Raw genomic sequence first — 22,432 nt, forward strand, 5'->3', positions numbered from 1 at the left:
GGCTCGCGGTGATACCGGATCCCGGCACCGATCCGGTGGAGGTGGCCGCCGTGCTCGTCGACGGCATGGACCTGGTGGTCCTGGGGCTGGGTGGGCGCGGCGTGCCGCCCACCGGGGCGCGGGCGGTGGTGGCCCGCGCCCGGAACAAGGGCTGCACCCTGCTGGTCACCGGTGGCGATTGGCTGGGCGCGCCGACGCGCCTTGCCGCCCGGGTCTGTGGCTATGACATCACCGCGGACAGCCGCCCCGGATTCGGCCGGATCGGCGGGGTGCGGCTACAGGTCAGCGGGACGTGCGCGGGACGACGGGTGATGACCCCGGCGCGAGCCGGGTAAATATCGTGGCTGGTCTTTCTGGCCCTTCCGGCTCAAGGGTTTTGGCGATCTGGTGCATGGATTGGCCCGCGGTCGCGGCGGCGACGGCCGCGGGCCTGTCCGCGACGGCCCCGATCGCGGTCACGCTGGCCAACCGGGTGATCGCCTGCTCGTCGGCCGCCCGGGCGGCGGGTGTGCGGCGGGGGCTGCGACGCCGGGAGGCGGCGGCCCGGTGCCCGCAACTGCACGTCACCGCCGCCGACGCGGACCGCGACGCCCGCTTCTTCGAGGCGGTGATCGCGGCGGTGGACGACCTGGTGCCCCGCGCCGAGGTGCTGCGGCCCGGCCTTTTGGTGCTGCCGGTGCGCGGGGCGGCCCGGTATTTCGGGTCCGAGGCCACCGCCGCCGAACGGCTGATCGATGCGGTGGCCGCGGCCGGTGCCGAGTGTCAGGCCGGGGTCGCCGACCAGCTGTCCACCGCGGTCTTCGCGGCGCGGGCGGGCCGGGTCGTCGAGCCGGGGGGTGACGCGAAGTTTTTGTCGGTGCTGTCCATCCGGCAACTTGCCACCGAGCCGAGCCTGTCCAGTGCCGGTCGCGAAGAGCTGACGGACCTGTTGTGGCGGATGGGGATTCGCACCATCGGGCAGTTCGCCGCGCTGTCGCGCGGCGACGTGGCTTCCCGGCTCGGCGCCGACGGGGTGACCGCGCACCGGTTGGCCCGCGGCGAACCCGAGCGGCCGCCGTCCGGCCGGGAGCCGCCGGCCGAACTCGAGGCCGTGCTGGACTGCGATCCGCCGATCGACCGGGTCGATGCCGCGGCGTTCGCCGGGCGCTCACTGGCCGGCAGGCTGCATCAGACGCTGATGGCCGCCGGCGTGGGATGCACCCGGCTGGCCATCCACGCCGTCACCGCCAACGGCGAAGAACTGCACCGAGTGTGGCGGTGCGCCGAGCCGTTGACCGAGGACGCCACCGCCGACCGGGTGCGCTGGCAGCTGGACGGATGGCTGAGCAGTCGCACCGCACACAATCCCCGTCCCACGGCCGCCGTGACGCTGTTGCGGCTGGGCGCGGTGGAGGTGGTGTCCGCCGAGGCGCTGCAGTTGCCGCTCTGGGGCGGCCTGGGCGAGGAGGACAGGCTGCGGGCCCGCCGGGCGCTGGTGCGGGTGCAGGGTCTGCTCGGCCCGGAGGCGGTGCGCGTGCCGGTGCTGTCCGGCGGGCGCGGCCCGGCCGAGCGCATCACGCTGATCCCGCTCGGCGACGAGCCGGTACCGCGGGCCGATCCCGATCCGCCGTGGCCCGGCCGGCTGCCCGAGCCGTCACCGGCGGTGCTGCTGGACGATCCGGTGGAACTGCTTGACGCCCAAGGAAACCCGATACGAGTGACCATCCGGGGGCTGTTCTCCGCCGACCCCGCGCGCATGGTCGCCCACGGCCGCGACGAGCGGCTGTGCTGGTGGTCCGGGCCCTGGCCGGTCGACGAGCGATGGTGGGATCCCGAATTGAGTAAGGGCCGCACCGCCCGCGCCCAGGTGTTGCTGGAGAGCGAGCGTGCGCTGCTGCTGTGCTATCGCCAGCGACGCTGGTATGTGGAGGGGAGTTACGAATGACCCTGCGGTACAGCGTATTCGACGCGCCGCAACGCATCGGGCGTCAGGTCTTTGAGCGAGGGATATCCGTCGACGGCCATGATCAGGTCCGCTTCGGCCAGCAGCGAGCGCAGCACGTGCATGATGCCGTCCACGCCACCGACGGCCAGCCCGTAGGCGTAGGGGCGGCCGATCCCCACGGCGGTCGCGCCCAGCGCCAGCGCCTTGATGATGTCGGCGCCGCTGCGCACTCCCGAGTCGAACAGCACCGGCATCCCGCCGGCGGCCTCGACCACCGCGGGCAGGCAGTCCAGGCAGGGCAGCCCGCCATTGGCTTGCCTTCCGCCATGGTTGGAGCAATAAATGCCGTCCACGCCAATGTCTTTGGCGCGGCGAACGTCGTCGGGATGGCAGATGCCCTTGACCATCAGCGGCAGGCTGGTCTCGGACCGCAGCCATTCCAGGTCCGACCACCGGAACGGCCCGCCGAAGATCGGCAGCTTGCGCACCGCCGCCTCGGTGGCGTCTTCGCCCCGGCTCAGGTTGGCGCGAAAAACCGGATCGCTGGTGTAGTTGGCCAGGCAGCCACTGGGCACCTGCGGATAGTTCCCGCCCTTCAGGTCGCGCGGGCGCCAGCCGGTGACCCACGTGTCGAGGGTGACGGCGATGCCCTTGAAGCCGGCCGCCTCGGCGCGGTGCACCAGACTGGCGGCCATCTTGCGGTTCGGCGGCGTGTACAGCTGGAAGAACGCCGGGGTATCGCCGAGTTCGGCGGCGAGGTCTTCCATCGGGTCCGACGACAGCGTCCCGACGAAAAACGGCACACCCGTGCGGACCGAGGCCCGCGCGCACAGCATGTCCCCGTGGCCGTCCGGGTCGCACACCCCGATGACGCCGATGGGCGCCATGAAGATCGGGGATCCGAATCTGATGCCGAACAACTCGACCGACATGTCCCGCTGCTCGGGCGCGATCCCCATCCGCGGGTACAACCCCCAGCGCTTGAACGCCTCGCAATTGGCGCGCTGGGTATGTTCGTCACCGGCGCCGCCGGCCACGTATCCCAGCACCTTCGGCGTCATCGCCGCCGACGCCTTCTTCTCCAGCTCCTCGAACCTGATCGGGTACTGCGGTTGATTGCCGTGCAGCGACTGTTCGTACAGCTCGTTTTGATAGTCGGCGAAAGCCATAGTCGCTGACTTCCCCGTGCTCGGATCACCAAACGAGCGCTGGGGATCCGGACCCGCGGTCGGCCGCCGTCAGTAGCGCCCGAAGGCGATGGCCACGTTGTGTCCGCCGAAGCCGAACGAGTTGTTGATCGCGTACTCGTAGTTGCCCGGTCGCGGCTTGCCGGCCACGACGTCGAGGTCGATTTCGGGGTCGAGGTTTTCCAGGTTGAGCGTGGGCGGGATCACCTGGTCGCGCAGGGCGAGCACGGTCAAGACGGATTCCACGGCGCCGACGGCACCCACCGAGTGGCCGAGGGCGGCCTTGGGGGCATAGACCGCCGGTTTGTTGCTGCCCAGCGCGTTGTTGATGGCCTTGCCCTCGGCGAGATCGCCATCCACGGTCCCAGTCGCGTGGGCATTCACGTGGCCGATATCGCCCGGTGTCAGCCCGGCGAGCTGAATCGCGCGCGACATCGCGCGCGCGGCCTGCTCGCCGCTAGGGTCCGGAGCCATCATCTCGTAGCCGTCGGAGGTGATGCCGGCACCCATGATGCGGGCCAAGATGTTGGCGCCGCGGGCCTTTGCGTGTTCCTCGGTCTCGATGACCATCAGTGCGCCCGCCTCGCCGAACACCAAGCCGGTGCGGTCACGGTCGAACGGGCGGCAGGCGCCGGCCGGGTCGTCGTTCTTGGCCGACAGCAGGGTGCCCATCTGGGCGAACGCCGCGATCGGCACCGCCTCGATCTTGGCCTCGACGCCACCACAGATGGCAATGTCGGCCTCGCCGAGCACGATGCTGCGCCAGGCCTGCGCGATGCCCTCTGAGCCTGACGCGCACGCTGACCCCAGGGTGATCGCACCGGCCTTGGCGTGCCGCTCCAGCGCCACCGTCGCGGCCGCGCCGTTGGGCATGAACCTCTGGATCCCGAGCGGGTAGACGGCCTTCAGGCCACGAGCGCGCATGTCGTCATAGCTGAAGACCAACTCTTCCGACGGACCCAAACCGGTGCCGATGGACACCAACAAGCGGTTGCAGTCGACCTCGGGAGCACCGATGTTCTCCCAGACCCGCCGGCCCAGGACGATGGACATCCGCGCCAGGTGAGCGGTCCGGCGCAGCTCGATACGGGTCAACTGGCTGTCGAATTCCTCCAGTAGATGCCCGCCGATACGGACCGGTAGGTCGAACTCCTCGACGAACGGATCCTCTAGCCTGCGGATACCACTCTGGCTGTCCAGCAACAGCTTCCAGGTAGCCTCGGCATCAGTCGCCAGCGCGGTCGTCATCGCAACGCCAGTGACGACCACATTCGGCAGTGTTTTACCGGTAACCAGCTCCGCCATGATTCGCGAAACCTTTCCCCTGTCAGAGCCCCTTATCGCCTGACGCCACGGGCGTCACTCATCTACCAAATCATCAACTTAGCGTTCCTGCCGGAAACGCCGCTACGGATTTTCGACTTTTCGTTTGATGGCTGATTTTTCGCTGTCAGGGATTTTTCCGAAGTCGCTCCGCCTGGGCCATCAGCCGGCCTCCGCCGGGCAGGGCCCCCACCACGGTGCGGGCCAGCCGGTCGCGGCCGCGGGCGTCACCGGTCCTGGCCTCGCCCTTGCGCAGGTGGCGCCAGCCCAACGCGGCCCACGACGCCGCGACGACGGCGTCGGTCACCCCGCCGCGAGCGCGGCGCCGGTCGACCACGGCCAGGCCGAGCGCGGTCGCCGAGTGCACAGTGTCGACCCAAACCCCCGCCGCGAGCACCTCCGGGCCGGGATTGACCCCCGAAACCAGCGCCTGGGTCAGGTGGCGTGCGCCCAGGATCCGGGTGACGACGAGCGCCTTGCGGTCGACCTGCACCCCGTGGATGTGGTCGAGCACCTCGTTGGGGGCGGCCAGCAACACCACGCCCCACCCCGCCCGGATCAGCTCGATCGCGCGAATCTTCATCCGTCACCCCCTATTTGACGGGCAAAAGGCCCCACCCGTTCGATGAAACGATCGAAGAATGCCGCCGCATCGACGTCAATCCCGATGAGCGCGTTGGGTTCTCGGCGGTCCGACCAGTCGGTCACCGTCATGGCGCGGGTCAGGGTTCCGGTCAGCTCGATGTCCACCGTCGCCGGACGCGTCGTGACCAGCCCGGGATCCAGCGCGACGGCGGCGGCCAAGGGGTCGTGCAGATGTGCCTGATACCCGTGGCCGAGTTCGTGATAGGCCTCCAGGTAGAACCGCATCGCGTCCTCGATCACCCGAATCAGCGGGTTGGACGCCGTCGACCGGGTTCCGGCGGCGTCGTGTTCGCTCAGCCGCGTCGTCGTCGACTCCGCGGCCGCCGCCAGCCGCGCCAGATGATCGGGGGTCATCGCCACCTTGCGGGTCAGGTCCAGGCCGCACAGAATCGGGAGACGCTGTCGCCCAACGTTTTCCGGGCACCACGCCGCCAGCACCTCGGCCGCCGCCTCGGGGTCCACGCTGATGTTCCACTCTGCCACCGCGGTGGTGTTGCCCCGGTGGTCGTAGGACCCGCCCATGATCACCAGCCGTTTCAGCAGCGCCGGCAGTTCGGGCTCGGCGCGCAGCGCCAGCGCCAGGTTGGTCAGCGGGCCGGTCGCCACGCCGATCAGCTCACCGGGGCAGGCGCGCGCCGCGCGCACCCAGGCGTCGGCCGAGTCGTAGTCGGTGAGCCGGTGGGAGCCCGGCGGCAGGTCGGCGTAGCCCAATCCCCTGGGGCCGTGAACTTTTGACGGCAGCCGCATCGGTCCGGTCAGGGTCTCCCCGGAGCCCTTGGAGACCGGTACGCCGGTGCGCTCGCACAGCGCCAGCAGGCCCAGATTGTTTTCGCAAACCTGGTCCACCCCAACGTTTCCCCCGGTCGAGGCGATGCCGATCACTTCGGCGTCCGGGCTGGCGAACAGGTACATCAGCGCCAGCGCATCATCCACGCCGGTATCGACGTCGACGAAGACGGGGGATTTCATCGATTCCAACATACTCAATTCGGCGACTAGGCTGGCACGATGCCAACCACGTCGGATCCCCCCGAGGGGACTGATTTAACGCCGCGCTTCGACGATGTGCAGGCCCACTACGACTTGTCGGACGAGTTCTTCCGGCTATTTCTCGACCCGACCCAGACCTACAGCTGCGCCTACTTCGAGCGCGAGGATATGACGCTGGAAGAGGCGCAGATCGCCAAGATCGACCTCGCGCTCGGCAAACTCGGGCTGCAGCCCGGCATGACGTTGCTCGACGTCGGCTGCGGCTGGGGCGCCACCATGATGCGCGCCCAGGAAAAGTACGACGTCAACGTCGTCGGCCTCACCCTGAGCCGCAACCAGGCCGAGCACGTCGAGCAGCTGATCGCCCAGTCCGGGAGCGCTCGCTCGGCCCGGGTCCTGCTGGAGGGCTGGGAGAAGTTCGACGAGCCGGTCGACCGGATCGTCAGCATCGGCGCCTTCGAGCACTTCGGGCACGAGCGCTACGACGCGTTCTTCACCCTGGCGCACGACCTGCTGCCCGCCGACGGCGTGATGCTGCTGCACACGATCACCGGGCTGCATCCCAACGAGATGGCCGAGCAAGGCATGCCGATCTCGTTCACGTTCGCCCGGTTCATCAAATTCATTGTCACCGAGATCTTTCCGGGTGGGCGGCTGCCGTCGATACCGATGGTGCAGGAGCGCGCCACCGCGAACGGTTTCACGGTCACCCGGGTGCAGTCGCTGCAGCCGCACTACGCGAAGACCCTCGACATCTGGGCCGCCGCGTTAAAGGCCCACAAGGACGAGGCCATCGCGTTGCAGTCCGAGGAAGTCTACGAGCGGTACATGAAATACCTGACCGGTTGCGCCGACGCATTCCGGGTCGGATACATCGACGTCAACCAGTTCACGCTGCAGAAGTGACTACCAGTGCACGCCGGGCACCAGGCGGACCAGCCGCTTGACCGGACGGGGTGTCCGGATGCCCCGGGTGACGGCGCGCACCGGCCGGCTGGGCTTGCGGCGGGCGGTCCGCGGGGCCGAAGCGGGTTCGGCCGTCTGCCCGCGCGCCGCGGCCGAATCGGGATAGCCGAGGTACAGCTGGTGTAGCACGCGCCGCGACGTCCGCGGGGCGAAGTAATTGCCCGCCTCGGCGAGCGTGCCCAGCGGGGTGTCGATGCGGGCCGGCTTTTCCACCAGCCCGCGCACCACCATCGCCGCCGCGCGCTCGGGGCTGATCGCCGGCACCGGGTTGAGCCGGTGCGACGGCACGATCATGGGGGTGCGCACCAGCGGCATGTGGATATTGGTGAAGGTGATGTGGTCGGACAGCACCTCCGAACCCACCACGTCGGAGAACGCGTCCAGCGCGGCCTTGCTCGGCAGGTAGGAGCTGTACTTGGGATTGCGTGCCTGCACGCCGGCGCTCGACACGTTGACGATGTGACCGAACCGGCGCTCGCGCCAGTGCGGTAGCAGCGCCAGCACCATCCGCACCGCGCCGAAGTAGTTGACCGCCATCACCCGTTCGTAATCGTGCAGCCGGTCGGTGGAGTTGACCACCGAGCGCCGGATCGACCGGCCGGCGTTGTTCACCAGGTAGTCGACGTGGTCGAAGCGGCCCAAAATGTCCTTGACCGTGTGTTCCACCGATGCGGAATCGGTGACATCACAGGTAAAGGCATGGGCGACACCACCATTGGCGCGGATCTCATCGATCAGCGCATCGAGCGCCTCGCCGTTGCGGGCCAGCGCGAACACGGTGGCGCCCCGCTCGGCGATCGCGATGGCCGCGGCCCGGCCGATGCCGCTGGACGCGCCCGTGATGATGACGTGGCGGCCCCGCAACGGTCCCTGCGGATTGTCGCGGCGCGCGCGATCCGGATCGAGGTGTTCCGCCCAGTACCGCCACAGCTTGGGCGCGTAATCGGCGAAGTCCGGAACGCTGATCCCGGTGCCCTGCAAGGCATTTCGGGTCTTGTCGCTGACAAAGGTGGGCGCCAGGTCGACGACGTCGAGCACCTCGGCGGGGATGCCTAGCTGGGTGGCCGCCATGTTGCGCACCACCCTGGCGCGCCCGCGCACTTTGAGCACCGGGGCGGCCATCGAGCGCGGCAGCGACCCGCGCAGCGGCGGCAGCCCGGCCGCCTTGGCCACGCCGCGGTAGATGCCGCGCAGACCGATGGTCTTCTCCGCGGTCAGGTGGAACGTCTGCCCGTCGCGGCCGTCGGCGTGCATCAGCGCGACCAGGGCGTCCACCACGTAGTCGACCGGGACGATGTTGGTGCGGCCGGTGTCGGGCAGCAGCATCGGCGTCAGCGACGGCAGCACCGCCAGCTTGGCCAGCACGCCGAAGAAGTAATACGGCCCGTCCACCTTGTCCATCTCGCCGGTGCGTGAATCGCCCACCACCACCGCCGGGCGGTAGATGCGATGCCGCAGCCCGGGTGCCGAGCGCACCAGCAGCTCGGCCTCGAACTTGGTCTGGTGATAGGGCGTCGGCAGCTGCTGGCCGACGTCGAAATCGTCCTCGGTGTATTCGCCGGCGAAATCACCGGCGACGGCGATCGACGAAACGTGGTGCAACGTCGCGTCCAGTCGCTGCGCCAGCCCGATCACCGCGCGGGTGCCCTCGACGTTGCTGGCCCGCTGCTCGGGCTCGCCGGCGGTGATGTCGTAGACCGCCGCGCAGTGCACCACGTGATCGATCTCGCCCAGCTCGGCGAGGACCTCGTCGCCCAGCTCCAGCTCCGGCAGCGCGCCGACCAGCGGTTTCACCCGGTCACCCCAGTCTTTGGCGAGCCGCTCGAAGCGACCCAGCGACTGCCGTCGCACCAGCACCCACACCCGCGCGTCGGGGCGGGATTCCACAAGACGAGACACGACACGGCGACCAATAAACCCGGTACCGCCGGTAACGACATACCGCATGAAGACATGGTGGCGGTGGCAGCCGCGCACGTCAACTGCCGATCTTCAGGGAGGGCTAGTTGCGGAAGTCGCGGATCCCGTCCCAGTCGACCAGCGTCCAGCCGGTCAGCGGGTTACCGGTGATCACCACGCGGCCCGTGTTGGGAATCGGGTGGCTGTCCATCAGGCTGTCCTTGGCGTTCTGCGCGTTCAACAGCGTCCACACCATGATCGAGTTGCGGTGCGAGAACACCACCGGGTTGCGGTGCCCGCTGTTGTAGATCTTGTTGACGGCCGCGGTGAACTGGTCGTTGAACTCCTTGCCGCTGACCGAGCCCGGGATGCTGTCGGCCACGTCGCCGTTGAGCCAGTTCGCCGGCGCCAGCATGTAGGTCGACTTCGCCATCGACTCGGGTTTGCCATTGAACCAGCCGGCGCTGATCTCCTGGATGCCGGGCAGGACCTGGACCTGCTTGCCGAGTTCGGCGGCCAGCGGGGCGGCGGTTTGCTGGGTCCGGGTCATGGTGGAGGCGTAGACGCTGTCGTAGTCCTTGCGGCCGAGTTGGTGCGCGAGCTGCTCGGCCTGCCCCTTGCCCTCCGGCGTCAGGCCCGGGCCCGGCACGTCGGTGTCGATGGTGCCGCTGGCGTTGGCCTCGGACTGGGCGTGGCGGATGAACGTCACCGTGATGGACCGCGCCTGCGGTGAGCCGCCGCCGCAGCCGGCAACGATCATCGTTGCGGTGAGCGCGGCGAGCGCCATCGTGACCTTCCGGATCATGCTGCGCTTGGGCATGTCGATTAGCCTGCCCTGCCGACGGCTCCGGTGGGAAGGGTTTGCGACGGTTTGTTACCGCGCGGCCTCGGGAGAGGGCCTTGGTCACGCCGCCGTTTCGCCGGATGCCAGAGTGGACCGAGGATCACTACTCAACGATCGGGAGACTTCCATGGCGATTGATCCGAGTGCCGTCGGCGCGGTGACCGAACCCATGCAGTTCGAATGGACCGACCGGGACACGCTGCTCTACGCGCTCGGGGTCGGCGCCGGGATCGACGACCTGCCGTTCACCACCGAGAACAGCCACGACATCGACCAGCAGGTGCTGCCGACGTACGCGGTGATCTGCTGCCCGGCCTTCGGCGCGGCCGGCCTGGTCGGAAAGTTCAACTGGGCCATGCTGTTACACGGATCGCAGAGCATCCGGCTGCACGCACCGCTGCCGCCCGCGGGCAAGCTGTCGGTGGTGTCCGAGGTCGCCGACATCCAGGACAAGGGTGAGGGCAAGAACGCGATCCTGGTATTGCGCGGCCGGGGCACCGAGCCGGACTCCGGGCAGCTGATCGCCGAGACGCTCACCACCCTGGTCATCCGTGGCGAGGGCGGCTTCGGGGGCATGCCGGGCCAGCGGCCCGTCGCGCCGGAATTCCCGGACCGCGAGCCCGACGCCCGCATCCCGCTGCCCACCCGCGAGGACCAGGCGCTGATCTACCGGCTCTCCGGCGACCGCAACCCGCTGCACAGCGACCCGTGGTTCGCCCGGGAGCTGGCCGGCTTCCCCAAGCCGATCCTGCACGGGCTGTGCACCTACGGGGTGTCTGGTCGCGCGCTGGTGTCCGAGCTAGGCCAGGGCGTCGCGGCCAACATCACCTCGATCGCCTCGCGGTTCACCTCGCCGGTGTTCCCCGGCGAGACGCTGACCACGCTGATCTGGCGCACCGGCCCGGGCAAGGCGGTGTTCCGCACCGAGGCGTCAGGTCCCGACGGGGCCGACACCCGGGTGGTGCTCGACGACGGCGCGGTGGAGTACGCCTAGCTGATGGCGGCGGCCCGCTGCGCCCGGCTTGGCCGCGCTTGCGACCGCCGCTAGCCCGCTGCCAGCTGATCCGCCAGCCGGCCGGTGAATTCCCCGGCCCGCGCCGGACTGTCCAGCGCGAACAGCGCGGCGGTGGCGCGGTCGCCGTCGTCGCCGTGCCGCACCAGAATCGGCACGCCGTCGGCCCGCACCGCGTCGAACGCGTCCTCGTCGGTGATGTCGTCGCCGAGGTAGACCGGCGTCAGCGGACCCGACCCGGCGTCGTGGAGGTGATCGATCACCCAGCGCAGCGTTTTCCCCTTGTCCCAGTCCAGGTCCGGGCGCAGCTCGATGACCTCGCGGCCGGTGGTGACCCGAAGCTCGTCGCGGCGTCCCGCGGCGCGCACCGCCGCCAGCACCTCGCCGACGCGGTCGCGTTCGGCGTTGCGGTAGTGCACGGCCACCCCGAACCGCTTGTGCTCCACCACAACACCGGGAATCGCGCCGAACCGGTCGCGCAGCTGGCCGGCCGCCTGCTCGAGCACCGGGATGGCGGCGGCCGCCTCGTCGTTCTGGTGATGGGTGCCGTCGGGCGCGGTCAGCTCGAAACCGTGGCTGCCCGCATACCAGATACCTTGCACTCCAACACGTTTCGTCACGTCGGCGAGATCGCGGCCGGACAGCACCGCGACCGGGCACCGCGCGGCCAGCCTGTCCAGCGCCTCGGTGGCGCCGGCGACGGGCCGCGCCGAGTCCGGGTCGTCGACGATGTCCGAGAGGGTGCCGTCGAAGTCGAAGAACACGGCCGGTCGCCGGTCGGCGAGCCCATCGGCCAACGCCTGCAACGCATCGGGCAGCTGCGACATCCGGCGGTCGCCGGTCCGCACGGTGACGTCGCGCAGGTCGGCGACCACCGCGTCGGCCCCGGCCTCGCACGCCGTGTCGTCATGCCCGGCCGGGTCGACAGCGATCACCAGCGCGAACCCGGCGGCGCGTGCGGCCTCGATGCCCGCGGCGTCCCCGGCGACCACGACGCAGCGGCCCGGGCGTACCCCCAGCCGGTTGGCCGCCTCCACCGGGCCGTCCGCCGAGACGGCGGCGGTGCCCACCCCGGTCTCCCGAAGTCGGTCGGCCAGCGTGGAGCCCAGCGCGCCGTTGTCGTCGAACAGCACCGCGTCATGGCGGCGCGGATCGATGATGACCGGCCCCAACTTGCCCATGACCAACCTTCTCACGGTGGTCGGCCGCGGGCGGAACGGGTCAGCGGCGCGCGTGCCCCGGCGCCGACGGATGCGTCGGCGGGACGGGGCGCACCACCGGGCGCGCGGGACGCCTGCGGTTGAACAGCAGCACGGAATCGTCGCCGAGGGCCACCAGTCGCGCCATGCCCAGCTCGATGCCGGCGGCCAGCTGCTTGACGTCGAACGCGTCGCCGTGTTCGGCGGTGATGCCGAAGACCAGTTCATCGCCGTAGCTCAGCACCGCGACGCCGGTGTGCAGCGCCGCGGCCGTCGGGGGGATCGGCAGCAGCCGTTCCAGGGTCTGGCCCATCACCCGCAGCCGCCGGCGCGGCCCGGGCACGTTGGTGGCCAGGGTGACGATGGCGCGCTGCGGAAGGCGGGATAGTAGCTGTAAGACGTTGCTGCGCAACACCGTCGGCAGGAAGCCGATCGCCGACTCCACGATGCCGGGCGGCTGGGCGGTCAGCTTGGCCTTCCACCTGGTGTGCACCGTCTGCAACCGCCGCACCGGGTCGTCGTGTTCGACAGGCAGGTGCGAGAGCATCGCCGAGCGGACCGGCATCGGCACCAGGGTGCGCAGCGAGTCCGCCCGCGGTTCCTCGCCGCGGCCGAGCAGCGCCGTGCGGAATCCCTCGGTGATGGCGGCGAGCGCGACGTCGTTGGCGCTGACACCGAACTTGCGGCAGACGCTGTCGACGTCGGCGATCGGGACGCGCACCGTGCTGTAGCGCCGCGAGGCGGTGACCGCGTCGGTGCACACGGTCGGCCACATCGCGCCGACCAGGGCGCCGGCGGCCGACGAAGCCCGCCACAGCGCGTCGACCCAGCCCGGCTTGCCCGCGGCCGGAGGCGAAACCGGTTTGGCCACCGCGCAGTTGGCGAAGGTGTCCGCGTCGGCGTCGTCGCAGAGCCTGCTGATCAGGCGCGCGGCCGAGTTGCCGTCGAGCAGGCCGTGGTGGGTCTTCATCAGGATCGCCCACCGGTTGCCCTTCAGGCCCTCGATGACCCAGCACTCCCACGGGGGGCGGTCCAGGTCGAGGGGCCGTTCCAGGGCGTAGGCGATGGCCCGGGACAGCTCGGCCTCGTCGCCGGGGCGGGGGATGGCCACTCGGCGCACGTGCTGGGCCAGGTCGAAGTCCGGGCAGTCGATCCACTCCTGGTTCAGCGGATGCGCCCGCAGCAGCTGCCTGCATCGCGTGATCGGCTGGATGCGTTCGGCCAGAAGGCTTTTGAGCCGTTCATAGTCGGGTATGGTGCCGTCGACGATGGCGACCGCGCCGATCGCCAGGCTCGCGTGCTGATCCGGATCGTGGGCTTGAAGGAATGCCGTGTCCAGTGTCTGTGCCATCCGGCCCCCGCTGTAGTCCGCTTTTTTGAACTTGTACCAGTATCTGTGGAGCGCGCGATCCGCGGTAGTGCCGCAGCGTTAAGACCTTGTTTAAGAGTTGAAGATCGGTTTAACAACGGTTGTACTGAGCCACGGTTTAATCGAACATCAGTTCGATATACTCGGATCCGTGGGCTGGTTCAACGGGCCGCCGAGCTGGGCGGAAATGGAGCGGGTGCTCGACAGCAAGCCGCGCCATGCCGGGGGGTCGGCGGGCCCGGAGCAGGAGGGCCCCCTGTCGCGCAGGCGCGCGACGTACCAGCCGCCGGATGACGGCCGGGCACCCCGCTCGTCCGTCGCTTATGCCGAGCTGCATGCGCATTCGGCGTTCAGCTTCCTGGACGGGGCGAGCACGCCCGAGGAGCTGGTCGAGGAGGCGGCCCGGCTGGACCTGCGCGCCCTGGCGCTCACCGACCACGACGGCCTGTACGGGGCGGTGCGGTTCGCCGAGGCGGCGGCCGAACTCGACATCCGCACCGTGTTCGGCGCCGAGCTGTCGCTGGGTGGCGAGCCTCGCACCGAGCGGCCGGATCCGCCCGGCCCGCACCTGCTGGTGCTGGCCCGCGGCGCGGAGGGGTACCGGCGGTTGTCGCGGCAACTGGCCGCGGCGCATCTGGCCGGCGGCGAGAAGGGCAAACCCCGCTACGACGTCGACGCGCTGACCGAGGCCGCCGGCGGGCACTGGCACATCCTGACGGGCTGTCGCAAAGGGCATGTCCGCCAAGCGCTTTCCGACGGCGGTCCAGCGGCCGCGGAGCGGGCGCTGGCCGATCTGGTGGACCGGTTCGGAGCGCAGCGGGTCAGCATCGAGCTGACCCATCACGGTCAGCCGCTCGACGACGAACGCAACGCGGCGCTGGCCGCGCTGGCCCCCCGCTTCGGCGTCGGCGTGGTCGCCACCACCGGCGCGCATTTCGCGGGGCCGTCGCGGCGCCGGCTGGCCATGGCGATGGGTGCCATCCGGGCGCGGCAGTCGCTGGATTCGGCCGCCGGGTGGCTGGCCCCGCTGGGGGGTTCGCACCTGCGCTCGGGTGAGGAGATGGCCCGGCTGTTCGGGCAGCGGCCCGACGTGGTGACCGCGGCCGCCGAGCTGGGCGAGCAGTGCGCGTTCGGTCTGGCGCTCATCGCGCCGCAGCTGCCGCCGTTCGACGTGCCCCCCGGGCACACCGAGGACAGCTGGCTGCGCCAGTTGACCATGGCCGGGGCGCGCGACCGCTACGGGTCGGCCGAGCACGCGCCGCGCGCGTATGCCCAGATCGAGCACGAGCTGAAAGTCATTGCGCAGCTAACATTTCCGGGCTACTTCCTGGTGGTACACGACATCGCCCGGTTCTGCCGGGAGAACAACATCCTGTGCCAGGGCCGGGGATCGGCCGCCAACTCCGCGGTCTGTTATGCCCTGGGCGTCACCGCCGTCGACCCGGTGGCCAACGAGCTGCTGTTCGAGCGGTTTCTGTCGCCGGCCCGCGACGGGCCGCCCGACATCGACATGGACATCGAGTCCGATCAGCGGGAAAAGGTCATCCAGTACGTCTACGACAAATACGGCCGCGACTACGCCGCCCAGGTCGCCAACGTCATCACCTACCGGGGAAAGATCGCGGTGCGCGACATGGCCCGCGCCCTGGGCTTCTCGCAGGGCCAGCAGGACGCGTGGAGCAAGCAGATCAGCCACTGGAACGGGCTGGCCGACTCGCCCGATGTCGAGGGCATCCCCGAACCGGTGGTCGATCTGGCGAACCAGATCCGGAACCTGCCGCGGCACATGGGCATTCATTCCGGCGGCATGGTGATCTGCGACCGCCCGATCGCCGACGTGTGCCCGGTGGAGTGGGCGCGCATGGAGAACCGCAGCGTCCTGCAGTGGGACAAAGACGACTGCGCGGCAATCGGATTGGTGAAGTTCGACCTGCTTGGGCTGGGGATGCTCTCGGCGCTGCACTACGCCATCGACCTGGTGGCCGAGCACAAGGGGATCGACGTGGACCTGGCTCGCCTCGACCTCTCCGAGCCCGCGGTGTACGAGATGCTGGCCCGTGCCGATTCGGTCGGCGTGTTCCAGGTTGAGTCGCGCGCGCAGATGGCCACCCTGCCGCGGCTGAAGCCGCGGGTGTTCTACGACCTGGTGGTTGAGGTCGCGCTGATTCGTCCCGGCCCCATCCAGGGCGGGTCGGTGCATCCTTATATCCGGCGGCGCAACGGGCTGGACCCGGTGGTCTACGACCACCCGTCGATGGAGCCGGCGCTGCGAAAGACGTTGGGAGTGCCGCTCTTTCAGGAGCAGTTGATGCAGCTCGCGGTCGACTGCGCCGGATTCTCGGCCGCCGAGGCCGATCAGCTGCGCCGCGCCATGGGGTCCAAGCGCTCGACCGAACGCATGCAACGGCTGCGCGGCCGGTTCTACGAGGGCATGCGAACGCTGCACGGCGCCGGGGACGAGGTGATCGACCGCACCTACGAAAAGCTGGAAGCGTTCGCCAATTTCGGCTTCCCGGAAAGCCATGCGCTGAGCTTCGCGTCGCTGGTGTTCTACTCGTCGTGGTTCAAGCTGCACCACCCGGCGGCGTTCTGCGCGGCGCTGCTGCGCGCCCAGCCGATGGGGTTCTACTCGCCGCAGTCGCTGGTGGCCGATGCGCGCCGGCACGGCGTGACGGTGCACGGCCCGAACGTCAACGCCAGCCTGGCGCACGCCACGCTCGAGAACGCCGGCACCGAGGTCCGCCTCGGCCTCGGTGCGGTCCGCCACATCGGCGACGACCTGGCCGAACAACTCGTCGACGAGCGAAAAGCCAACGGCCCGTTCGCTTCTCTGCTGGACCTGACGACCCGGCTGCAGCTCTCGGTGCCGCAGACCGAGGCGCTGGCGACGGCCGGGGCGCTGGGCTGCTTCGACATGTCCCGGCGCGAGGCGTTGTGGGCGGCCGGGGCCGCGGCCACCCAGCGGCCGGACCGGCTGCCCGGGGTGGGGTCGTCGTCGCACGTCCCGGCGCTGCCCGGGATGAGCGGGCGCGGGCTGGCCGCCGCCGACGTGTGGGCCACCGGCGTCTCCCCGGACAGTTACCCGACGCAGTTCCTGCGGGCCGACCTGGACGCGATGGGGGTGGTGCCCGCCGCGAAGCTGGGTTCGGTGCCCGACGGCGACCGCGTGCTGATCGCGGGTGCGGTGACCCATCGGCAGCGGCCCGGCACGGCGCAGGGGGTCACGTTCATCAACCTCGAGGACGAAACCGGGATGGTCAACGTGCTGTGCGTGCCGGGGGTGTGGGCGCGGCATCGCAAGCTGGCGAACTCGGCCCCGGCGCTGCTGGTGCGCGGGCAGGTGCAAAACGCCAGCGGCGCGATCACCGTCGTCGCCGAGCGACTGGGCCGCATCACCCTGGCGGTCGGCTCGAAGTCCCGCGACTTCCGCTGACCGGCCGCGCCGAACGTGCAGTCAGGGCGAAAAATCCGCCGAATCGTCGCCGTGAGTGCACGTTCGGCGCGAACAGATAGTCTCCACACATGACCCTCAACTTGTCCGTCGACGAAGTGCTCACCACCACCCGCTCGGTCCGCAAGCGCCTCGACTTCGACAAGCCGGTGGGCCGCGACGTGCTGATGGAATGCCTCGAACTGGCGCTGCAGGCGCCCACCGGCTCGAATGCGCAGGGCTGGCAATGGATTTTCGTCGAGGACGCCGAGAAGAAGAAGGCGATCGCCGACATCTACCTGGCCAACGCCCGCGGATATCTGAGCCTGCCGTCGGCCGAGTACCCCGAGGGCGACACCCGCGGCGAGCGGATGCCCAAGGTCAAGGACTCCGCGACATACCTCGCCGAGCACATGCACGAGGCGCCGGTGCTGATGATTCCCTGCCTGGAGGGGCGGGTGGAGAAGGCGCCGCTTGGGCTCAGCGCGTCGTTCTGGGCGTCGCTGTTCCCGGCGGCGTGGAGTTTCTGCCTGGCGCTGCGCTCGCGCGGGCTGGGCACCTGCTGGACCACGCTGCACCTGCTCAACGACGGCGACAAGCAGGCCGCCGAGGTGCTCGGCATCCCGCATGACCGGTACAGCCAGGGCGGGCTGTTCCCGATCGCCTACACCAAGGGCACCGACTTCCGCCCGGCCAAGCGGCTGCCCGCCGACCGGGTGACGCACTGGGACACCTGGTGAGTCATACCTTTAGGGGCCACACCTCGACCACTCCGTGCGCCACTGCGCACGGCGTTTGACTTACCCGCTCGATCGCGGCGTCTAGATCGTCGGCCTCGAACACCGCGAACCCGGCGATCGGCAGCTCTGAACTCATAAACGACCCGGCCTCGATCCGCAGGCCCGCGCCGTCCGGATTGCGCACAGCAACGGGTTCTCCGGCGATCCCGATAAGTGCGCCGGCCGCACGCAATTCGTCGTCGCGCGCGTGCGCGGCCCGCTTGCAGTCGTCGCTCGCCCGGCTGTACCCGGCTTCGTCTCCGTAACCGATTGTGATGAAGGTAGCCATATCAATGCTGACTCGCGTGCGGCCCAGTACTCATCGGGCCCCGGCGTAGCCGTGCTGGCGCCAGGCTTCGTAGACGGCGATCGCCGCGGCATTGGACAGGTTCAGCGAGCGCCGGCCCGCCAGCATCGGGATGCGCACCTGCGCGGTGATGTGCGGGTCGGCCAACGTCGCGGCGTCGAGCCCGGTGGGTTCGGGGCCGAACATCAGCACGTCGCCGGCCCGGTAGTCCACGTCGGCGAACGAGGTGGGCGCGTGCGAGGTGAACGCGAACACCCGCTGCGGTGACAGCGCCGCCCAGGCGGCCGTCAGCGAGGCATGCACGGTGACCGACGCGAGGTCGTGGTAGTCCAGCCCGGCCCGGCGCAGTTTGGGTTCGGACAGGTCGAACCCCATCGGCTCGACCAGATGCAATTCGCAGCCCGTCGCCGCCACCGTCCGGATGGCGTTGCCGGTGTTGGGCGGGATCCGAGGGGACACGAACATCAGCTTGAACACAACGCCGATAATGGTCGCATGGTCGAGCAGAGCTACTGGATGCAGAAGGTCGCTGCCGATCCGGGGCATTCACAGTGGTACATCGAGCGTTTCCGCGCCATGGCCCGCGCCGGCGACGACCTGGCCGGAGAGGCCCGGTTCGTGGACGCGATGGCGCCGCGCGGGGCGCGGATTCTCGACGCCGGTTGCGGGCCAGGGCGGCTGGGCGGATACCTGGCCACGGTGGGCCACCGGGTGGTCGGCGTGGACGTCGACCCGGCGCTGATCGAAGCGGCCGAGCAGGACTACCCCGGCCCGCGCTGGCTGGTCGGCGACCTGGCCGAGCTGGACCTGCCGGCGCGCGGCATCACCGAACCGTTCGACGTCATCGTGTCCGCCGGCAACGTCATGGCGTTTCTGGCCCCGAGCACCCGGATCCAGGTGCTGAGCCGGCTGCGGGCCCACGTCGCCGACGACGGGCGGGCGGCGATCGGCTTCGGCGCCGGCCGCGATTATGAGTTCGACGAGTTTCTCAACGACGCGGTCGACGCGGGCTTCGCACCCGATCTGCTGCTGTCCACCTGGGACATGCGCCCGTTCAGCGACGATTCCGATTTCCTCGTCGCGCTCCTTCGGCCCGCCTAGGTTTTTGGCGCTCGGTGGTGTTTGCCAGGGGTGACCGCGCCGGGGTGGCGCCACCTTGGAGGGACCTGTCTGCTCAGTGACGATTCTGGTGGCATGCGCCGCGGGCTGTCATACTCGTCGGATTGCCACACCCACACGCACACGCCTGTCTGGCGCGGGGCGGGCGAAATAAAGCAGGAAGTTTCATGAGCCACTCGTTTAATTCAGCGCTCAGGGTCAGCGCCGCGGCCGGGCGTCCGGCCGCGATGACGTGACCATGTTCACCCGCCCGACCAACCCGGCCGAGGCGGATCTCGTAGAGCCAGCACCGAAGCCCGGCGCCGATGCCGCGCCGGCCAAACGCCCGCCGACCTGGTCGCTGAGCAACTGGCCGGTGCGCTGGAAGGTACTGGCGATCGTGCTGGTCCCGCTGATTTTGGCGACGGTTTTCGGGGTGCTGCGCATCCACGGCGCCATGGCCAACTCGGCCAACCTGCGGCTGGCCGCCACCCGCGCCGACGTGGTGCCGGTGATCACCAAGTACATGTCGGCGCTGGACGTCGCGCTGCTGGCCAGTTCCACCGGACACGACGTCGAGGGGGCCAAGAAGAACTACGAGGCGCGCAGGGGCGAACTGCAGACCAGGCTGGACGACACCGACGTCAGCGCCGACGTGCGCTCCGGCGTGAACAACCTGCTCGACGGCGGCCAGATGCTGGTGAACAAGGCGGCCGACCCCGCCCTCGGTTTGCGGGAGCGGGTGACGCTCTACGCGCCGATCCTGCTGACGGCCGAGGACGTGATCAACGCCTCGGTGCGCGTCGACGACGAGAAGATCCGCGCGCAGGCGCAGGGCCTGAGCCGGGCGGTCGGCGCCCGCGGGCAGATGACGATGCAGAAGATCCTGGTCACCCGGGGGGCCGACCTGCCCGAGCCGCAGCTGCGCACCTCCATGGCCACCCTGGCGGGCACCGAACCGTCGACGCTGTTCGGCATGAGCGAGGTGCTGGGCGCCGGATCGCCGGAGGCCAAGACGCTGCAGCAGCAGATGGTGAGGCGGATGGCGATCATGTCCGACCCGGCCAGCGTGCTGGTCGACAACGCCGACCTGCTGCGCTCGATCCAGACCACCGACGACATCGCCGACCAGCTGATCAAGAACGTCACGGCGTCGGTGACCAAGTCGGTGCACGCCCAGGCCGCCGAGCGGCGCTCGGCCGCGATCCTGGACACCGTCCTGGTGCTGGCCGCGATCGTCATTGCGTTGGGCATCGTGCTGCTGGTGGCGCGCGCCCTGGTGCGGCCATTGCGCATCCTGCGCGACGGCGCGCTCAAGGTCGCCCACACCGATCTCGTAGAGGAGATCGCCTCGGTGAAATCCGGTGGGGGCGAACCGATTCCGAGTCCGCTGCCGGTGTACACCAGCGAGGAGATCGGCCAGGTCGCCCACGCGGTGGACGAGTTGCACACGCAGGCGCTGCTGCTGGCCGGCGACGAGGCGCGGTTGCGGCTGCTGGTCAACGACATGTTCGAGACCATGTCGCGGCGCAGCCGCTCGCTGGTGGACCAGCAGCTGGCGCTCATCGACCGGCTGGAGCGCAACGAGGAGGACCCCGAACGCCTGGACAGCCTGTTCCGGCTCGACCACCTGGCGGCGCGGCTGCGCCGCAACAGCGCGAACCTGCTGGTGCTGGCCGGCTCACAGCTCGCGCGCGACCAGCGCGACCCGGTGCCGCTGGAAACGGTGATCAATGCCGCCGTGTCCGAGGTTGAGGACTACCGCCGTGTCGAGGTCGCCGGGATGCCGGAGTGCGAGCTGATCGGCTCGGCCGCGGGCGGCGCCATCCATCTGTTCGCCGAGCTGGTCGACAACGCCCTGCGCTACTCGCCGCCGACGACGTCCGCCCGGATCTCCGCATCGCGCGGCGGCGACGGGGGAGTGGTGGTGCGGATCGCCGACTCCGGTCTGGGTATGAACGACACCGACCGGCGGATGGCCAACATGAGGCTGCAGGCCGGGGGTGACGTCACCCCCGACAACGCCCGCCACATGGGACTTTTCGTGGTCGGCCGGATCGCGTCCCGGCACGGCATCCGGGTGGGGCTGCGCGGCCCCGCGGCCAACGAATCGGGCTCGGGTACCACCGCCGAGATCTACCTGCCGCCGACGGTGCTGGCCGGCCGGGCCGTCGCCGAGTCGGCGGCGCCCCGCCACATCCGCGTCGTCTCCTCGCCGAGCGCCAAGCTCGCCAGCGCGAACGCCGAGGAGGCCCGGCAGGGCGACGGCACGCTCGAGCCGGCGGCGCGTACCGGCCGGGACGCGACCGGTCCGTCGGTCACGTTGCTGCCCCGCCGCAACCCGGGTTCCAGCGGCATCACCGAAGTCCCCGCGGTCCCCGCGCCGGCCGCCGAACAACAGCCCCGCCGCCAGCGCCGCGAGCTGGCGACGCCCTGGTGGGAGAACACCCCCAAGCCGGCTCCGGCCCCCGAGCCCGCGCCCGAACCGGAGCCCACGCCCGCCCAGCCGGCCCGGGCGGCGTCGGACACGTCGGCCTTCTTCTCCGCCCGCTCCAGGGAGGCCGACGGCCGCACGCAGACCCGGCAAGACCAGCCGGCCCCGGTGGCGTCCATCCCGAAGGCCCCGCCGGGTCCGGCCGACGACGACGTCATCTACCGGCGGATGCTGTCGGAGATGCTCGGCGACCCGCACGACCTGGTCAACAGCCCCGACCTGGACTGGCAGTCGGTCTGGGACCGCGGCTGGACGCTGGCGGCCGCGGCCGATGAAAAGCCCGTCGAGGCCCAGACCACCGACCACGGCCTGCCGGTGCGCACCCCGGGTGCGCGGCTGGTACCCGGCGGCGCCAACGGCGGCGAACGGGACGCGCCGGAGCCGGACCAGGGGCGCAGCGGCCGATCCCCGTCGCATCGGGAGCCGCAGCACGCGGCCACCGGCCCCTTAGCCCGGGACCCCGAGGCGGTCCGCGCCTCGTTCAGTAGCCATTTCGGTGGCGTGCGCACCGGACGCTCGCACGCCCGTGAAACCGACCAAGGATCCGACGAATAATGACCTCCCCCGACAACTCCCTGGACTGGCTTGTGACCAGGTTCGCCCGCGAAGTCCCCGGCGTCGCGCACGCGCTGCTGGTGTCCGTCGACGGCCTGCCCATCGCCGCCAGCGAGCATCTCCCGCGCGAGCGCGCCGACCAGCTGGCCGCCGTGGCCTCCGGACTGGCCAGCCTGGCCACCGGCGCCGCGCAACTGTTCGAGGGCGGCCAGGTGCTGCAGTCGGTGGTCGAGATGCAGAACGGCTATCTGTTGTTGATGCGGGTCGGGGACGGCTCGCACCTGGCGACGCTGGCCGCGGCGTCGTGCGACATCGGTCAGATCGGCTACGAGATGGCCGTCCTCGTCGAACGGGTGGGCGGCGTGGTGCAGTCGACCCGCCGGTCGGCCGTGCAGCAGCACTCGTGAGCCG

The 22,432-nt window shown here is 70.1% G+C and carries 18 protein-coding genes and 1 pseudogene; 9 read left to right on the forward strand and 10 right to left on the reverse strand.

Annotated elements, in window-relative coordinates; translation table 11 throughout:
- Together A5732_RS08375 and A5732_RS08380 are read left to right on the forward strand one after the other, a co-directional pair.
- A pseudogene (locus tag A5732_RS08375) lies at positions 1-335 on the forward strand (hypothetical protein); the annotation flags it as partial.
- A 56-nt stretch (positions 336-391) separates the two neighbouring features.
- On the forward strand, positions 392-1,924 hold the full coding sequence (locus A5732_RS08380; protein ID WP_076101936.1) for a DNA polymerase Y family protein: 1,533 nt from the start codon (positions 392-394) through the stop codon (positions 1,922-1,924).
- Here the strand turns inward: A5732_RS08380 and A5732_RS08385 are convergent.
- From A5732_RS08385 to A5732_RS08400, 4 genes are all read right to left on the reverse strand, one after another.
- A complete protein-coding gene (locus tag A5732_RS08385) occupies positions 1,915-3,093 on the reverse strand; it encodes an alpha-hydroxy-acid oxidizing protein (protein WP_076052212.1) in 1,179 nt (392 codons plus the stop codon). The genes A5732_RS08380 and A5732_RS08385 overlap by 10 nt on opposite strands.
- A 69-nt stretch (positions 3,094-3,162) precedes the next feature.
- On the reverse strand, positions 3,163-4,416 hold the full coding sequence (gene kasB / locus A5732_RS08390) for a 3-oxoacyl-ACP synthase KasB (protein ID WP_076052211.1): 1,254 nt from the start codon (positions 4,414-4,416) through the stop codon (positions 3,163-3,165).
- Positions 4,417-4,561: 145 nt separating this feature from the next.
- Complete coding sequence (locus tag A5732_RS08395; protein WP_076101937.1) at positions 4,562-5,017, reverse strand: hypothetical protein; 456 nt, start codon at positions 5,015-5,017, stop codon at positions 4,562-4,564.
- Positions 5,014-6,048, reverse strand: a complete 1,035-nt coding sequence (locus A5732_RS08400; RefSeq protein WP_076101945.1) for a nucleoside hydrolase — start codon at positions 6,046-6,048, stop codon at positions 5,014-5,016. The genes A5732_RS08395 and A5732_RS08400 overlap by 4 nt, the downstream gene beginning before the upstream one ends.
- Before the next feature lie 39 nt (positions 6,049-6,087).
- Between A5732_RS08400 and cmaA1 the strand changes: the two genes are divergently transcribed.
- On the forward strand, positions 6,088-6,975 hold the full coding sequence (cmaA1, locus tag A5732_RS08405) for a cyclopropane mycolic acid synthase CmaA1 (RefSeq protein WP_076101938.1): 888 nt from the start codon (positions 6,088-6,090) through the stop codon (positions 6,973-6,975).
- On the opposite strand, the gene A5732_RS08410 is transcribed toward cmaA1, so the two are convergent.
- Complete coding sequence (locus tag A5732_RS08410; RefSeq protein ID WP_076101939.1) at positions 6,976-8,982, reverse strand: SDR family oxidoreductase; 2,007 nt, start codon at positions 8,980-8,982, stop codon at positions 6,976-6,978. It abuts the gene before it with no gap.
- 55 nt (positions 8,983-9,037) lie between these two features.
- Positions 9,038-9,754 (reverse strand): histidine phosphatase family protein, encoded by a 717-nt coding sequence (locus A5732_RS08415; RefSeq protein WP_076052207.1) that lies wholly within the window; start codon positions 9,752-9,754, stop codon positions 9,038-9,040.
- Between the two features lie 151 nt (positions 9,755-9,905).
- Here A5732_RS08415 and A5732_RS08420 point away from each other — a divergent pair, with 151 nt between their 5' ends.
- The gene (locus A5732_RS08420) at positions 9,906-10,772 is read left to right on the forward strand and encodes a MaoC family dehydratase (protein WP_076052206.1); all 867 of its coding nucleotides are present in this window, start codon (positions 9,906-9,908) and stop codon (positions 10,770-10,772) included.
- Positions 10,773-10,822: 50 nt separating this feature from the next.
- On the opposite strand, the gene otsB is transcribed toward A5732_RS08420, so the two are convergent.
- Both otsB and A5732_RS08430 read right to left on the reverse strand, forming a co-directional pair.
- Complete coding sequence (gene otsB, locus A5732_RS08425; RefSeq protein WP_076052205.1) at positions 10,823-11,971, reverse strand: trehalose-phosphatase; 1,149 nt, start codon at positions 11,969-11,971, stop codon at positions 10,823-10,825.
- A 40-nt stretch (positions 11,972-12,011) separates the two neighbouring features.
- A complete protein-coding gene (locus A5732_RS08430; protein ID WP_076052204.1) occupies positions 12,012-13,340 on the reverse strand; it encodes a wax ester/triacylglycerol synthase domain-containing protein in 1,329 nt (442 codons plus the stop codon).
- Positions 13,341-13,509: 169 nt separating this feature from the next.
- Here A5732_RS08430 and A5732_RS08435 point away from each other — a divergent pair, with 169 nt between their 5' ends.
- Both A5732_RS08435 and A5732_RS08440 read left to right on the forward strand, forming a co-directional pair.
- Entirely contained in the window at positions 13,510-16,791 is a 3,282-nt protein-coding gene (locus A5732_RS08435) for an error-prone DNA polymerase (protein WP_076101940.1), read from the forward strand.
- An 89-nt stretch (positions 16,792-16,880) separates the two neighbouring features.
- Positions 16,881-17,528: a nitroreductase family protein gene (locus tag A5732_RS08440; protein ID WP_076052202.1), complete on the forward strand. Its 648-nt coding sequence runs from the start codon at positions 16,881-16,883 to the stop codon at positions 17,526-17,528.
- 1 nt (position 17,529) lies between these two features.
- Here A5732_RS08440 and A5732_RS08445 read toward each other — a convergent pair whose 3' ends face one another.
- Both A5732_RS08445 and A5732_RS08450 read right to left on the reverse strand, forming a co-directional pair.
- Entirely contained in the window at positions 17,530-17,856 is a 327-nt protein-coding gene (locus tag A5732_RS08445; RefSeq protein ID WP_076101941.1) for a YciI family protein, read from the reverse strand.
- Positions 17,857-17,886: 30 nt separating this feature from the next.
- A complete protein-coding gene (locus A5732_RS08450) occupies positions 17,887-18,351 on the reverse strand; it encodes a tRNA (cytidine(34)-2'-O)-methyltransferase (RefSeq protein WP_076101942.1) in 465 nt (154 codons plus the stop codon).
- Between the two features lie 18 nt (positions 18,352-18,369).
- Here A5732_RS08450 and A5732_RS08455 point away from each other — a divergent pair, with 18 nt between their 5' ends.
- From A5732_RS08455 to A5732_RS08465, 3 genes are all read left to right on the forward strand, one after another.
- Positions 18,370-18,975 (forward strand): class I SAM-dependent methyltransferase, encoded by a 606-nt coding sequence (locus A5732_RS08455; RefSeq protein WP_076101943.1) that lies wholly within the window; start codon positions 18,370-18,372, stop codon positions 18,973-18,975.
- A 256-nt stretch (positions 18,976-19,231) separates the two neighbouring features.
- Positions 19,232-22,021, forward strand: a complete 2,790-nt coding sequence (locus A5732_RS08460) for a sensor histidine kinase (protein WP_076101946.1) — start codon at positions 19,232-19,234, stop codon at positions 22,019-22,021.
- Positions 22,021-22,428 (forward strand): serine protease inhibitor, encoded by a 408-nt coding sequence (locus A5732_RS08465; RefSeq protein ID WP_044484050.1) that lies wholly within the window; start codon positions 22,021-22,023, stop codon positions 22,426-22,428. Before A5732_RS08460 ends, A5732_RS08465 begins: the two co-directional genes overlap by 1 nt.
- The last annotated feature ends 4 nt before the right edge of the window (positions 22,429-22,432 follow it).

Source organism: Mycobacterium colombiense, from assembly GCF_001953985.1.
GTDB lineage: Bacteria > Actinomycetota > Actinomycetes > Mycobacteriales > Mycobacteriaceae > Mycobacterium > Mycobacterium colombiense_B.

What these genes read in the sequence shown, in the direction of transcription:
- A5732_RS08430 (WP_076052204.1), bottom strand. Translation starts at nt 13,340, where the DNA reads ATGGCACAGACACTGGACACGGCATTCCTTCAAGCCCACGATCCGGAT.
- otsB (WP_076052205.1), bottom strand. Translation starts at nt 11,971, where the DNA reads ATGGGCAAGTTGGGGCCGGTCATCATCGATCCGCGCCGCCATGACGCG.
- kasB (WP_076052211.1), bottom strand. Translation starts at nt 4,416, where the DNA reads ATGGCGGAGCTGGTTACCGGTAAAACACTGCCGAATGTGGTCGTCACT.
- A5732_RS08455 (WP_076101943.1), top strand. Translation starts at nt 18,370, where the DNA reads ATGGTCGAGCAGAGCTACTGGATGCAGAAGGTCGCTGCCGATCCGGGG.
- A5732_RS08440 (WP_076052202.1), top strand. Translation starts at nt 16,881, where the DNA reads ATGACCCTCAACTTGTCCGTCGACGAAGTGCTCACCACCACCCGCTCG.
- A5732_RS08415 (WP_076052207.1), bottom strand. Translation starts at nt 9,754, where the DNA reads ATGCCCAAGCGCAGCATGATCCGGAAGGTCACGATGGCGCTCGCCGCG.
- cmaA1 (WP_076101938.1), top strand. Translation starts at nt 6,088, where the DNA reads ATGCCAACCACGTCGGATCCCCCCGAGGGGACTGATTTAACGCCGCGC.
- A5732_RS08460 (WP_076101946.1), top strand. Translation starts at nt 19,232, where the DNA reads ATGTTCACCCGCCCGACCAACCCGGCCGAGGCGGATCTCGTAGAGCCA.
- A5732_RS08395 (WP_076101937.1), bottom strand. Translation starts at nt 5,017, where the DNA reads ATGAAGATTCGCGCGATCGAGCTGATCCGGGCGGGGTGGGGCGTGGTG.
- A5732_RS08410 (WP_076101939.1), bottom strand. Translation starts at nt 8,982, where the DNA reads ATGCGGTATGTCGTTACCGGCGGTACCGGGTTTATTGGTCGCCGTGTC.
- A5732_RS08400 (WP_076101945.1), bottom strand. Translation starts at nt 6,048, where the DNA reads ATGAAATCCCCCGTCTTCGTCGACGTCGATACCGGCGTGGATGATGCG.
- A5732_RS08380 (WP_076101936.1), top strand. Translation starts at nt 392, where the DNA reads ATGGATTGGCCCGCGGTCGCGGCGGCGACGGCCGCGGGCCTGTCCGCG.
- A5732_RS08420 (WP_076052206.1), top strand. Translation starts at nt 9,906, where the DNA reads ATGGCGATTGATCCGAGTGCCGTCGGCGCGGTGACCGAACCCATGCAG.
- A5732_RS08445 (WP_076101941.1), bottom strand. Translation starts at nt 17,856, where the DNA reads ATGGCTACCTTCATCACAATCGGTTACGGAGACGAAGCCGGGTACAGC.
- A5732_RS08385 (WP_076052212.1), bottom strand. Translation starts at nt 3,093, where the DNA reads ATGGCTTTCGCCGACTATCAAAACGAGCTGTACGAACAGTCGCTGCAC.
- A5732_RS08465 (WP_044484050.1), top strand. Translation starts at nt 22,021, where the DNA reads ATGACCTCCCCCGACAACTCCCTGGACTGGCTTGTGACCAGGTTCGCC.